This is a genomic window from Amycolatopsis anabasis (genome assembly GCF_009765355.1).
Taxonomy (GTDB): Bacteria; Actinomycetota; Actinomycetes; order Mycobacteriales; family Pseudonocardiaceae; genus Amycolatopsis; species Amycolatopsis anabasis.
On sequence record NZ_VTHK01000022.1, the window covers coordinates 1 to 13,148 of the forward strand.

11 protein-coding genes are annotated in these 13,148 nt (G+C 71.2%); 4 read left to right on the top strand and 7 right to left on the bottom strand.

Going from position 1 to position 13,148, the window contains the following annotated elements; all coding sequences use genetic code 11:
- Positions 1–133: 133 nt before the first annotated feature.
- The 3 genes from FXO23_RS26600 to FXO23_RS26610 are packed head-to-tail and all read right to left on the bottom strand — an operon-like array spanning position 134 to position 1,796.
- Complete coding sequence (locus FXO23_RS26600; protein ID WP_158888173.1) at positions 134–871, bottom strand: isocitrate lyase/PEP mutase family protein; 738 nt, start codon at positions 869–871, stop codon at positions 134–136.
- Positions 868–1,332 (bottom strand): carboxymuconolactone decarboxylase family protein, encoded by a 465-nt coding sequence (locus FXO23_RS26605; protein WP_158888174.1) that lies wholly within the window; start codon positions 1,330–1,332, stop codon positions 868–870. Before FXO23_RS26605 ends, FXO23_RS26600 begins: the two co-directional genes overlap by 4 nt.
- On the bottom strand, positions 1,329–1,796 hold the full coding sequence (locus FXO23_RS26610; RefSeq protein ID WP_158888175.1) for a carboxymuconolactone decarboxylase family protein: 468 nt from the start codon (positions 1,794–1,796) through the stop codon (positions 1,329–1,331). Before FXO23_RS26610 ends, FXO23_RS26605 begins: the two co-directional genes overlap by 4 nt.
- A gap of 45 nt (positions 1,797–1,841) precedes the next feature.
- Here FXO23_RS26610 and pdxR point away from each other — a divergent pair, with 45 nt between their 5' ends.
- Positions 1,842–3,227: a MocR-like pyridoxine biosynthesis transcription factor PdxR gene (pdxR, locus tag FXO23_RS26615; protein WP_158888176.1), complete on the top strand. Its 1,386-nt coding sequence runs from the start codon at positions 1,842–1,844 to the stop codon at positions 3,225–3,227.
- A gap of 167 nt (positions 3,228–3,394) precedes the next feature.
- Here pdxR and meaB read toward each other — a convergent pair whose 3' ends face one another.
- A complete protein-coding gene (gene meaB / locus FXO23_RS26620; RefSeq protein ID WP_158888177.1) occupies positions 3,395–4,360 on the bottom strand; it encodes a methylmalonyl Co-A mutase-associated GTPase MeaB in 966 nt (321 codons plus the stop codon).
- Entirely contained in the window at positions 4,360–5,547 is a 1,188-nt protein-coding gene (locus FXO23_RS26625) for an acetyl-CoA C-acetyltransferase (RefSeq protein WP_158888178.1), read from the bottom strand. Before FXO23_RS26625 ends, meaB begins: the two co-directional genes overlap by 1 nt.
- Positions 5,548–5,690: 143 nt before the next feature.
- Here FXO23_RS26625 and mce point away from each other — a divergent pair, with 143 nt between their 5' ends.
- Complete coding sequence (gene mce / locus FXO23_RS26630; protein ID WP_158888179.1) at positions 5,691–6,134, top strand: methylmalonyl-CoA epimerase; 444 nt, start codon at positions 5,691–5,693, stop codon at positions 6,132–6,134.
- A gap of 47 nt (positions 6,135–6,181) precedes the next feature.
- Here mce and FXO23_RS26635 read toward each other — a convergent pair whose 3' ends face one another.
- A complete protein-coding gene (locus FXO23_RS26635; protein ID WP_158888180.1) occupies positions 6,182–8,152 on the bottom strand; it encodes an FG-GAP-like repeat-containing protein in 1,971 nt (656 codons plus the stop codon).
- A complete protein-coding gene (locus tag FXO23_RS26640; protein ID WP_158888181.1) occupies positions 8,149–8,613 on the bottom strand; it encodes a hypothetical protein in 465 nt (154 codons plus the stop codon). Before FXO23_RS26640 ends, FXO23_RS26635 begins: the two co-directional genes overlap by 4 nt.
- Before the next feature lie 444 nt (positions 8,614–9,057).
- Here FXO23_RS26640 and FXO23_RS26645 point away from each other — a divergent pair, with 444 nt between their 5' ends.
- Both FXO23_RS26645 and FXO23_RS26650 read left to right on the top strand, forming a co-directional pair.
- A complete protein-coding gene (locus tag FXO23_RS26645; RefSeq protein ID WP_158888182.1) occupies positions 9,058–12,549 on the top strand; it encodes an ALF repeat-containing protein in 3,492 nt (1,163 codons plus the stop codon).
- A gap of 25 nt (positions 12,550–12,574) precedes the next feature.
- A complete protein-coding gene (locus FXO23_RS26650; RefSeq protein WP_158888183.1) occupies positions 12,575–13,147 on the top strand; it encodes a hypothetical protein in 573 nt (190 codons plus the stop codon).
- Position 13,148: the final 1 nt, after the last annotated feature.

Consider the following 13,148-nt stretch of genomic DNA (forward strand, 5'->3'; position numbering starts at 1 on the left):
GAAATGGAAGTCCGCTCCCTCACCGGAGCCGGAGCCGAAAAAGCCACCACCCACTGACCCCACTTCCATGAGGGGACCCCTCCAGACAAAATCTGTCTGGAGGGGTCCCCTCATGACATCGGCCTGCCCCGGGTCAATAGGGGGTCCGACCTTCGGCCAGGGCGGCGAGCTTTTCTTCCACCGCCGAGCGGGCGACCCGCCAGAGGCCGCCGCCGAAGGAAATCCTCGCCACCCCCAGTTTCGTCAGCTCGTCGAGGTCGGGGCCGCCCGGTACGTACAGCGCCGCCACCGCGGCCGGGCGCACCGCCTCGACGAAGGAGGCGAGGAGTTCGGTCGAGCGCAGGAAGATCGGGAACACCGAGTCCGCCCCGGCGTCCAGGTACGCCTTGGCCCGTTCGATCGCCTCGGGCAGCACCGCGGCCGGGTCCTCGGCATCGAGGAACACGTCCACCCGGGCGTTGATCACCAGATCGTCCCCGGCGGCCTGCCGGACGGCGGCCAGGTACCCGGCCTGTTCCGCGATCGGCCGCAACCCGCTCGGCGGCTTGTCCTCGAGGTTGCAGCCGACGACGCCGGCGTCGAGCAGCCGATCGGCGAGTTCCGTCGCCGGTAGCCCGTACCCCGCCTCCGCGTCCATGCTGACCGGAATCGACACCGACCGGGCGATCCGGGCGGACGCGGCGATCATCTCCCCGGCCGGGGCATCCTCCCCGTCCCGGTAGCCGAGCACCTCGGCGACGGCGTAGGAAGTCGTGGCCAGCGCCGGGAAACCCGCCGCCTCGATCTGCCGCGCGGAGTCGGCGTCCCAGGCGTTCGGCAGCACCAGCGGCTTGCCGGGCACCTGGAGTTCGCGAAGCTTCGCCGCGGTCATCGCTTGACCTTCGGCAGGGGTTTGCGCGCGGTGACCGACAGCCGGTTGAACGCGTTGATCACGGTCGCCGCCCACACCACGGTCACCACCTGCTCCTCGGTGAACACCGCCATGGCCGCTTCGTAGACGTCGTCCGGCACGTCCTGGGTGGCCGCGAGCTTGGTGATCGCCTCGGTCAGCGCCAGCGCGGCACGCTCCTGCTCGGTGTAGAGCTCGGTCTCCCGCCACGCCGGGAGCACGAAGATGCGCCGCTCGTCCTCGCCTTGTTTGAGCGTGTCGTGGGTGTGCATGTCGAGGCAGAACGCGCAGCCGTTCAACTGCGAGGCGCGAATCTTGACGAGTTCGACCAGTTTCGGGTCCAGGCCCGCGTTCGCCGCCGCCTTCTCGACGCTCGTGTTGAGGGCCAGCAGTTGCTGGTACGCCTCAGGCAACGACGTGGTCAACGGAATTCGCTTGCTCATGCGCTCACTTTCTCCGGTAGCGGTTTGTGGCTGGTCACGCCCAGCCGGGTGAAGGCGTTCATCACGGCCGCCATCCAGGCGGTGGCGAGGTACTGGTCCTCGGTCAGCGCCTTGGTGGCCTGCAGGTAGACCTCGTCGGGCACGTCCTGGACATCCGCCACCCTGGTCATCGCCTCGGCCAGCGCCAGCGCGGCGCGCTCCTGCTCGGTGTAGAGCTCGGTCTCCCGCCACGCCGGGAGCAGGAAGATGCGCCGCTCGTCCTCGCCGAGTTCGCGCGCGTCGCGCGAGTGCTGGTCGGTGCAGTAGGCGCACCCGTTGATCTGCGACACCCGGATCTTGGTCAGTTCGACCAGCTTGGGGTCCAGCCCGGCTTCGGTGGCGGACCGGGCGACCTCGGTATACAGGGCGATCAGCAGTTTGCGGGCCCGTGGAATGCCCGCGGTGATTTGAATTCGATCGGTCACAACACCAAGCTAACCGCAACTGGCCCACGGGTATGGTCCAGTTTCATGGCGGAGTCATGGTCCAGTTCGAGCTGGGACGTGCACCTCGACTGGCAGCCGAGCAGCGGCAGCCGGGGCCTCGCCGAGGCCATCCGGCAGGCGATCCGGGACGGCCGGCTCGCGCCCGGCACGGCGGTGCCGTCCACCCGGGCGCTGGCCAAGGACCTCGACGTGGCAAGGGGAACCGTCACCCGGGTCTACGCGGACCTGGCCGCCGAGGGCTACCTGCGGACCAGCCAGGGCGCCCCGACCCGGGTCGCCACCGCGGGCGCCGCGCCGATCTCGCCGCCCCGGCTGCGCGCGGACGCACCCGAGGCGCGCTGGGACCTGATGCCCGGCCGGCCGGACGTGTCGGCGTTCCCGCGCGGCGCGTGGCTGTCGGCGACCCGCCGGGTGCTGCAGGACGCACCGGCCCAGGTCTTCGGCTACTCCGACGCCCGCGGGCCGGTGGTGCTGCGCGAGGCGCTCGCCCGGTACCTCGCGCGCAGCCGGGGTGTGCTCGCCGATCCGGAGCGGATCGTGGTGTGCGGCGGGTTCTCGCACGGCATCGCATTGCTGTCCGCGGTGCTGCGCGACCTCGGCGTCGGGGAAATCGCGTTCGAGGATCCGTCGCTGCCGCAGTTCCGGCGGCTGGTGGCCGACGCCGGGCACCGGATCCCCGGTATTCCCGTGGACGACCACGGCATCCGGGTGTCCGAAGTAGACAGTCCGGCGGTGGTGGTGACCGCGGCGCACCAGTACCCGATCGGCGTCACGCTCGCGCCGGACCGCCGGACGGCACTCGCGCGCCTGGCGACCGAGCAGGGCACGATCGTGATCGAGGACGACTACGACGGCGAGTTCCGGTTCGACGGCCAGCAGGTCGGCGCGTTGCAGGCGCTCGCGCCCGAACGGATCGTGTACGTCGGCACGGCGAGCAAAACGCTCGCGCCCGCGATGCGCGTCGGCTGGCTCGTCCTGCCCCGGTCGCTCGTGGAACCGGTCCGCGCGAAACTCGCGTCCACCGGCTGGCGGCCGCCGACGCTGGAACACCTGGTGCTCGCCGAGTTCCTGGAATCCGGCGAGTACGACCGGCAGGTGCGCCGGTGCCGGAGCGCGTACCGCGCCCGCCGGGACCGGTTGCTGGCCGCGCTGCCCGGGTACCTCACGCCGAAGGGCATCCCGGCCGGTTTGCAGGCACTGCTCATGCTGCCCGGATTCGGTCCCAGCGAAGCGCAGGTGATGGCGTCGGCGCGGCGGAACTCGGTGGCCTTCGAACCGCTCGGCGACTACTGGATCCGCGCGCCCGACCGCCCGCCGGGCCTGGTCATCGGCTACGCGACCCCGGCCAAGCACGCCTTCGGCCCGGCGATCGAAGCCCTCCTGAAAACCCTCCGCGAAGCCGACCGCTGACCCCGAAAGCGCCGCCACTTCCGGGCTCCCGGTCTCCAGACGGACGGGCGGCAGGAAGGGAGCTTCGCTCCGGTCTATCGATAGCGAGGGAGCTTTACTCCAGTTGAACCGTAGTAAAGGTCCCTTGCTATCGCCGTGCACCGGCCTCCGACCGGCGCGCAGACCGGCTACCCGCGGAGGTCGGCGATCAGGGTTTCGGCGGCGGCATAGGGATCGAGTTCGCGGTCGACCACCCGGCGGGCGAGTTCGGGCAGCCGGTCCCCGCCGCGCAGATCGACCAGTTCGGCCCGCAGCCGCGCCACGGCGATCGCCTCGACCTCGCTGCTCGCCCGCGCGATCCGGCGCCGCGCGAGTTCGCCGCGCGCGTCCAGCCATTCCCGGTGCTCCCGCAGCGCCCGCACGACGTCGCCCACGCCCTCGTTCGCCGCCGCGACCGTGCGCACGATCGGCTGGCGCCAGCTCGGCCCGCGAATCTCCTTGCGCCCGAACGAGATCATCTGCTTGAGCTCGCGCACGGTGGTCTCCGCGCCGTCCCGGTCGGCCTTGTTCACCACGAACACGTCGGCGATTTCCAGCACCCCGGCCTTCGCCGCCTGGATGCCGTCGCCCATCCCCGGGGCGAGCAGCACGACGGTCGTGTCGGCCAGCCGTACGACGTCCACTTCGGACTGTCCAACCCCGACGGTCTCGACGAGCACCACGTCGAACCCGGCCGCGTCCAGCACCCGGACCGCCTGCGGGGTGGCCCAGGCGAGCCCGCCGAGATGACCGCGGGTGGCCATCGACCGGATGAACACCCCGGTGTCGGTGGCGTGTTCGCTCATCCGGATGCGGTCGCCGAGCAGGGCGCCGCCGGTGAAGGGCGACGACGGATCGATGGCCAGCACGCCGATCCGCTTGCCCTCCTCGCGCAGCGCGGAAAGCAGCATGGAGGTCGATGTCGACTTGCCGACACCCGGCGGCCCGGTGAGCCCGATGACCTGCGCGTTGCCGGTGTGCGGGGTCAGCGCCTCGGCGACCTCGCGCAGCTGCGGGTGGGCGTCCTCGACCAGCGAGATGAGCCGGGCGATCGCGCGAGGCTGTCCCTCCCGCGCGCGATCGACCAGCTCACCGACATCGACCTGGACCGGCACTAGGACTTCGGGACGCTGAGCAACAGCGCGTCACCCTGACCGCCGCCACCGCACAGCGCGGCCGCGCCGAGGCCACCGCCCCGGCGGCGGAGCTCGTACACCAGGTGCACGGCGAGCCGCGCCCCGGAGGCGCCGATGGGGTGCCCGAGCGCGATCGCGCCGCCGTTGACGTTGACCTTCTCCGGGTCCACGCCGAGCTTGTCGGTGGAGACCAGGCCGACCGCCGCGAACGCCTCGTTGATCTCGATCAGGTCGAGCGCGCCGACCTCCAGCTTCGCCTTGGCCAGGGCCGCCTTGATCGCGTTGGACGGCTGCTCGTGCAGGCTCGCGTCGGGCCCGGACACCACGCCGTGCGCGCCGATCTCGGCCAGCGGGGTCAGGCCCAGTTCCTCGGCCTTCGCCTTGCTGGCGACCACGACCGCCGCGGCGCCGTCGGAGATCTGCGAGGCCGACCCGGCGGTGATCGTGCCGTCCGCGGCGAACGCCGGGCGCAGCTTGGCCAGCCCCTCGGCGGTGGTGTCGCCGCGCACGCCCTCGTCGGTGTCGAAGACGATCGGGTCCTTCTTCCGCTGCGGGATCTCCACCGGCGCGATCTCGTCGGCGAAGGTCCCGGCCGCGATCGCCGCGGCCGCGCGCTGGTGCGAACGGGCGGAGAACTCGTCCTGCTGTTCGCGGGTCAGCCCGTAGCGGCTGTTGTACTTCTCCGTGGAGGCGCCCATCGCCACCTGGTCGAACGCGCAGAACAGGCCGTCGTAGGCCATGTGGTCGACCAGCGTGGTGTCGCCGTACTTGAACCCGGACCGCGACTTCGGCAGCAGGTGCGGCGCCTGGGTCATCGACTCCTGGCCGCCGGCGACGACCAGGTCGAACTCGCCCGCCCGGATCAGCTGGTCGGCGAGCGCGATCGCGTCCAGCCCGGAGAGGCACACCTTGTTGATGGTCAGCGCCGGGATGTCCATCGGGATGCCGGCGTGGACCGCGGCCTGGCGCGCCGGGATCTGGCCCGCGCCCGCGGTGAGCACCTGGCCCATGATGGTGTACTGCACCTGGTCCGGCGCCACCCCGGCCCGTTCCAGTGCGGCCTTGATGGCGACCCCGCCGAGCTGGGCCCCGGAAAAGTCCTTCAACGATCCCAGCAGACGACCGATCGGGGTACGCGCGGCACCCAAGATCACCGAACCCGACACAACAGCCTCCAAGCGCGGTCAGACGACACCACGACCATAGTGGCCGAGGAGAACCGATATTACCTGTGAGTAGGAGCACAACCGCGTGCTGCAACGATTCCGCAGCGGGTGCGATCCGGCAACTTCTGCTTACCCTGCCCGGCATGAACGAGAAAGCGCATCGACTCGCCACGGCCATCGACCACGTCGGCGTGGCGGTGCCGGACCTGGACGCGGCGATCGAGTTCTACCGCGACACGTTCGGCCTGGAGCTCGCCCACGTCGAGACGAACGAAGAGCAGGGCACCCGCGAAGCGATGATGCGCGTACCCGGTGACGACGGCACCGGCACCGCGATCCAGCTGCTGGCGCCGCTGGGCCCGGACACCCCGATCGGCAAGTTCCTCGAGCGCAAGGGCCCGGGCATCCAGCAGCTCGCGCTGCGCGTCACCGACGCCCAGGCCGCCTCGGACCAGCTGCGGGCCAAGAACCTCCAGGTGCTCTACGAAAACCCGAAACCGGGCACGGAGAACTCGAAGGCCAACTTCGTGCACCCGAAGAGCACCGGCGGCGTGCTCCTGGAGATCGTGGAACCCGCCGCCGACTGAGCGCACCGGCGGTGCCCCGCCCGCACCGAGCGGGGCACCGCGGTGAACTACCGGTACGCGCGCGGCAGCGGTTCGGGGTAGCCACCGCCGGCGAAGTTGTCGTGCCACTTCCAGCCGTCCTGCACGAACCGCTTGCCGTCCGAAAGGGACACGTACACGTCGGCCGAGTCCCCGCGGGTGAACGTGACCACGTCACTCCGGCCGTCCCCGTCGAAATCACCGGTGCCGGGGATCTCGCCGCCCAGCGCGAAGTGCGAGTGCCACCTGGAGTTCCCCGGTTCGAAGCTCGTCCCGGTGGACCGCGCGACGGTCACCACCGCGGCGGAGTCCCAGGAGAAGGCGACGATGTCGTCCTTCCCGTCGCCGTCGAAGTCGCCGGTCGAGGGAAGCGACTCGCCCAGCGCGAACCCGCTGCGCCACAGCCAGCCGTCCTCGACGAACTGGGAACCGTTGGACAGCGAGACGTACACCTGGCCGGAGCCGCCCCGGATGAAGGTCGCGATGTCGTCCTTGCCGTCCCCGTTGAAGTCCCCGATCGCGGGGATTTCCTCGCCCAGGGCGAAATGCCCGTGCCACTGCCAGTCGGTCTGCACGAACTTCGTGCCGTCGGACAGGGAGACGTAGACCCGGCCGGCGTCCCCGCGGGTGAACCGGGCGATGTCGTCCTTGCCGTCCCCGTTGAAGTCACCGACCGCGGTGTACTGGTAGGACGTCGGGAAGTTACCGTGCCACAACGTTTCCGCGGCGAAACCGGATCCGGTGGACAGGGCGACCTCCACGCTCTTCGAGTCGCTCGCGCTGAACGACACCAGATCGGCCTTGCCGTCCCCGTTGAAGTCGCCGCTGAGCAGCTCGTCCCAGCTCGACATCGCCGCCACCCGCTTCCCCTTGGCGGCGGCCGCGGCCGCGTTGGCGAAGCCGCTGCCGGTCGAGTACGCGATGGTCTGGCCACCGATGCCGAAGAAGTACGAACCGACGTCGTCCTTGGCGTCGCCGTTGAAATCGGTTCCCGTGCTCACCCGGACCGTGGCCCGCTGGACGAGCGACGGTTTGGCGTCCTGTCCGGCGGCGTTCACCGCGACCACGCGGTAGTACCAGGTCTGGCGCGCGGGCAGGGATCCGTGCGTGAACCAGGGGTTCGCGGTGGTCCCCAGCAGGTTCGCCTGGGTCAGCGGCACGTCCGGCGAAGTCGACCCGTAGACCCGGAACGTCTTGTCCCCGCGGGACCAGACCGGGATCCAGGTCAGGTTGATCGCGTGCTTGCGCGCGGGGGTCGCCGCGAAACCGATCAGCATCTCCTCGAGCCAGTCCCGGATCCCGTCGAGCCGGGTCTCGGTCGCGCCCTGCCGCGTCTCGGCCGACCCGAGGCAGCCGTTCTGCCAGGAGGCGCTGTGCAGGCCGACCAGTTCGACCCCGCCCCCCGCGAGCTCCCGGAACGCGGGACCGCCGGAGTCCCCTTGGCACAGGGCGGCGTCGCGCGGGCTTTCCCCGACGATGTCGAACGCGGTGTCCTTGACCGCGTTCACCGAGAAGGTCGCGGTCTGCAGCCGGTCGGGCACCCATTCGGTCTTGGTGCGCCCGAATCCGGCGGCCCGCAGGACCTCGCCCTGCGCCGGCGCCCGGTCGCTGATCCGCAGCGGCGGCACGTCGTTGACGGCCGAACCGAGCCAGACCAGGACGAGGTTGCGGTCGGCCCGCGGGGCCAGGTAAACGGCCGGGAGAACGTGCCCGTCCTCGCGGGAGAGGACGGTCCGCCCGACGGTCACCCTGGCCGGGCGCTTCGGCGGGCCGGCGGTGACCGGCTGCCCGTTCTCGGCGAAGCAGCTGCTCGTGGTGATGACCCACTGCGGATCGATCAGCGCGCCGGAGCAGCTGCGCCCCGCCATGTCGATCTTGGCGACGAACCGGTGGGCGCCGTCGGGCGCCGGGCTGCCGCCGGCGACGGCGTGGGCCGGGGCGGTGCACAGCAGGGTGGCCGCGAGCACGCCGAGGAACAGGCCGCCCATCTTCCTGATCATGCCGCCGCCCGGAATTCCAGCAGCGTGGCGGCGGGGCGGCCTTCGCCCTCACCGACGCCGATCCATTCGGTCTTCGGCACGGTCCGGGTTTCGACCTTCGCCTCGATGCGCACGGTCGCCTGCAGGGAATGCTTGCCGTCGCCCTTGAGGAGGTAGGTGTCCGGCAACTCCAGGCTCAGGTAGCCGGTGTTCGCGTTGATGTGGAAGCAGAACTTGCCCTTGCTGCTGCTCTGCACCTGCACCACGTCGGTGCGGCCGGCGCACTCGACGAGCAGGATGTGACCGTCCCCCTTCTTCAAGAGAATGCCGCGTTCCTTGAATATCTGGTCCGCGTTGGGGTAGTCGTATTCCTCTTCGATCGGCGGCGGATCATCGGCGAAAGCGACCGCGTTTCCGAAACCGAATACGGCACCGCCCGCGATGCCGAGAACCAATAGCCGAGAAAGCACCCGCACGGGCACCTCACCTCTTTTTCTACTCATGCCGAACAAGCACCGGGACACCCCGACCTCAACCAGAGTCGCGCATGAGCCCCCAGCGAGTTTCACCCCAGTCGCGCCTTCTCGCGCAGGAAAAGGCTAGCCAGCAAACCGATTCGGCGTCAATGCTCACCATTGGACAAAACCGGTTGCTCCGAACAGCTCAGTCGCGGGCATTACGCCGAAAGGAGCACCATTCCCCAGCCGGAAAATCGGGAGAAATCGCACGGACTGCACCGAACGGGTCAAAGATCGTTCAATACTTGTTCAACCTGATCGAACTGCGGTACGAATCTCGATCGGGGCAGTTCCGAATCGACTTCTGACAGTTCTTCACCTGGTATTCCACCAATCCGTTGGTTAATTCCTGAGGGGAAGCGATCGAGGATGCGAAGAAGACCGATCGGCGGGGGCAGGGGGCGTGCCGTGACCGCGGCCGCCGCCGCGCTCGTCGTCATGGCCGGGTTGTTGTCCGGCGTACCCGCGGCCACCGCCGCGGACGGGGTGACCACGAGCGACCGGGCTCGTGCCGTCGAGCTGATGAAGACCGGTGGCACCGCGGTGGCCAAGGCCGCCGAGACCGCGCTGACCGGATCCGACGACGACGTTCGCGAGTTCCTGCAGACCGGCCAGCAGGTGGCCCGCGAGCACGACGACCGCCTGCAGGTCGCGCAGATGCTCACCCTCGGCGGGCCCAGCGTGAAGCAGGCCGCGCAGCAGGCCATCTCCGGTTCGCTGGAGAACCTGCGGGCCTTCCTGAAGGACGGCTGGCAGACGCCCTGGCTGCACGACCAGCGGATCCTCACCGCGCAGATCATGGGCGCCGGCGGGCCGAAGGTGAAGCAGGCCGCCCAGACGGCGCTCAACGGCACCGACGCCGACGTCGCGAACTTCCTCGGCACCGGCCAGTACGAGGCGCGGGAGCACGACGAACGGCTCCAGGTCGCGCAGATCATGACCGCCGGCGGCCCCAACGTGAAACAGGCCGCCCAGCTCGCGCTCGACGGTTCCGCCGACGATCGCCGGGAGTTCCTGGAGATCGGCCAGCACGTGGCCCGCGAACGCGATCAGGAAGTGGCGACCGTTTCGCACCTGGTCGATCTGGCCAAGGAAGCGGGCGCGCGGGCGGCCGCGGAGACCCAGTTCGCCCGGGAAGCCTCGGACCGCGCGATCCTCGCGGCGCAGCTGGCCAAGGAGGCCGCGCAGCGCGCCGCCGAGGAAACCGCCTTGGCGAAGGAATCCGCCGGGCGCGCCGCGGCCGCCGCGGGCCGGGCGGCCGACGCGGCCAACCGGGCGGCGGAGGCCGCGCGGGTGGCCATCGACGCGGCCAACGCGGCGAACCGGGCCGCCCGCGTCGCGGCGAACGCGGCCGCGCGGGCGGCGACCGCGGCGGCACTGGCCGGGGAGGCGGCGGCGCGCGCCTACCAGGCGGCCGCCGCGGCCGCGACGGATGCCAACCAGGCCGCCCGGGCCCGGCAGGCCGCGGTCGAAGCGCGCGATGTGGCCGCGGGCGCTCGCCTGGCCGCCGAAGCGGCACTCGCCGCGGGGGACGCGGCCAAGGCCGCCGGGGCCGCGGCGCAGGCGGCCAGCAACGCCGGCGTGCATGCCGCGCAGGCCGCCCAGGCGGCCGCCGAGGCCGGTGGTTACGCGCACGCCGCGGGCGTGGAAGCCGAGCGGGCCAAGCGCGCCGCCCGGGACGCCCAGCGCGCGGCGGACGAATCGACCCGCGCGGCCAACGCCGCAGTGGCGCTCGCCGGCGAGGCGGCGCAAGCCGCCGCGGAGGCCCGCCAGGCCGCGCTGGACGCGGCGGCGCACGCGGATGCCGCGGCCGCGGCGGCGGACAAGGCGGCCGAGCACGCCGGTGAGGCGGAGAACGCGGCCCGGGAATCCGCGGCGCACGCCGCCGCCGCGATCGCGGCCGCCGACGCGGCGGGCGCCGCGGCGAACCGGGCCGGTCAGGTCGAAGAGACCGCGCGCAAGGCCGACGCGGATCGGCTCGCCGCGCAGACCGCCCTCGCCGTGCGCAAGGCCGAGGAGGAACGGCAGGCCGAGGACCAGCGCAAGGCCGACACCGCCTGGGACGCCGCCGAGGAAGCCCGGCGGGACGAGGAGACCAAGCGGTTGCTGGCACAGGCGAGCGCGCCGGACGCCGCACCCGTGGTCGTCGTGTCCAACGGGCGCAAGGTCGCCGCGCGGCTGATGCGCACCGGGGGCAGCTGGACCAAGCGCGCCGCGGAGGACGCGCTCACCGGCGCCGAACCGGACGTCCGGGAATTCGTCCACACCGGACTCGCGGTCGCCGCGGAACAGGACGACCGGGCGCGGGTCGCCTACATCGCCGAAACCGACAACGCGAAACTGCGCCAGGCGGCCCTGGCCGCACTCGCCGGCCCCTATCCGGTCGTTCTGGAATTCCTGCGCACCCAGTACTACCAGGGCAAGGAGGACGACGACCGGATCAAGATCGCCCGGTTGCTGACGAACGCCGGGCCGGCGATGAAGCAGGCCGCGAACGCCGCTCTCGACGGGACCAACGACGACCGGCAGTACTTCCTGCGCACCGGCCAGTACGCGGCGCGGGAGCACGACGACCGCATCGAGGTGACCCGGATCATGACCAACGGCGGGCCGGAGGTGGCCGGCGCCGCGCAGGTGGCCCTGTCCGGACCGGTGCCGTACCTGCGCAAGTTCCTCGAGATCGAGCAGTTCAAGGCACAGCACCGGGATCTGGACACCGCCCGGCACGTGGCGGAGGTGCGGCGGTACGTGGCCGAGGCGTCGCGCATCGCGGCGACCGCGCGCCAGGACGCGGCCGAAGCCGCCCGGGTCGCCGCGATCGCCCGGAACGCGGCGGACGAGGCCGCCGGATACGCGCAGCAGGCTCGCGAACTGGCCGACCAGGCCCGGGAATACGCGAACCAGGCCGGCGTTTCCGCGCAGCAGGCCCAGGAATCGGCCGCCCGCGCCGCGGCGGCGGCCAAGGTGGCCCGGGAAGCGGAGGCGGCCGCACATCAGGACGCCCGGGACGCGGCCAACTCGGCCGCGCGGGCCTCGGCGTCGGCGGCGCAGGCCCGGGCCTATGCGGACGAGGCGTACGCGGCCGCGGCCCGCGCCCGCGCCTCCGCCGAAGCCGCGGGCCGGGACGCCGCCGAGGCGGCCCAGGCCGCGGCGGACGCGAGGCGGATCTGGCTGGAGAAGAAGCGGCAGGAAGAGGAGGCCCGGCAGCGGGAGGAGCAGGCGAACACGGTCATCCGCGTCGGCGGGGACGGCCACGACCACGTGAGCGATCAGCCGCGGCACCCCGCCTACCACGAACCGACCATGTGGGAGCGGATCTGGTCCATCCGCTACATCAACTCGCTGGCCATGCTGGGCGGTTCCGTCCAGGCGGTCATGTGCGCCAAGTTCGACCTCGCGTGCACCCTGTTCAAGCACTGGCTCGGCCATTCCGGGGCGGACTACAACCTCAGCGCGCCGCAGATGCAGGGCCTGGTCGACGACCAGTTCTTCCAGAACGACATGAATCCGCGCTTTCCCAAGTACGCCAAGGAGATCGCGGCCAAGTGCACCGGCCCGGCGGGCTCGACCTGCCCGGTCGAACTGGACAGCAACTGGCTCGGCATCGAGTACCTAAACAAGACCGACTACGTCTGGGCGTTGCATTCCTTCGATTACCGGCTCCGCGGGAAACTGACCGCCACCGTGCTGGGCGAGGGCAAGGTCCGGCTGGCCGGTTCCTACCGGGTCGACATGATCAAGGAGTACAACTTCGACCCGTGGAAACCGCCGATCTGGGTCTGGGACATCATTCCGGTCAACGTTTCCATGCTGGCCGAGTTGCCGAAATGGGGGCTGGCCCGGGATTACGTTGTGAACGGCAGCGTCGTCGGCACCACCGACCAGGTGGCGCAGCGCTGACCGGCGAAGCCTAGGGAGGAACGCGATGCGGTCACGGTCTCGGACTCGCCGGTGGGCGGGATGGCTCGCCGCCGCCGTGATCGTGGCCGCAGCGTGCCTGTTCGGGCTGAGCCGGTGCACCAACTGGTTCACCCCGGCGGATCCACGGGCCTATCCCGGCAGCCAGCGCGGTCTGCGCCTGGAAGACCGGATGGCCGGAATCGGGCTCGCCCTGCCGCCGTGCGAGACGACCGACCTGCGCTACGCCACGCGGCGCGATGCCAGCGAGGGGAACTACCTCGACCTGAGTTTCCGCGCGCCGAACGCTTGTGCGGACTCCTACCTCACCGCGCACGGCGTCGACCCCGCCGACCCGTCCAGCGTCTGGCCCAGCGGGGTCACCGGCACGGTGAACGGGAAGGCGATTTCCCCCACCGAACCGCCGTTTCCCCGGGAACTCATGGACCGGTACGGCTGGGTGGCCGATCCGAAGCGGACATACGGGTACTACCTCGACTTCCGCACCCCCGCCGGAGCGGTGTTCCGCGTCCTGGTCGATCGTGGCCCGGCCACCGCGACCGTCTACCTGCACAGCACCTACCTCGGCGACTCGCAGTGAC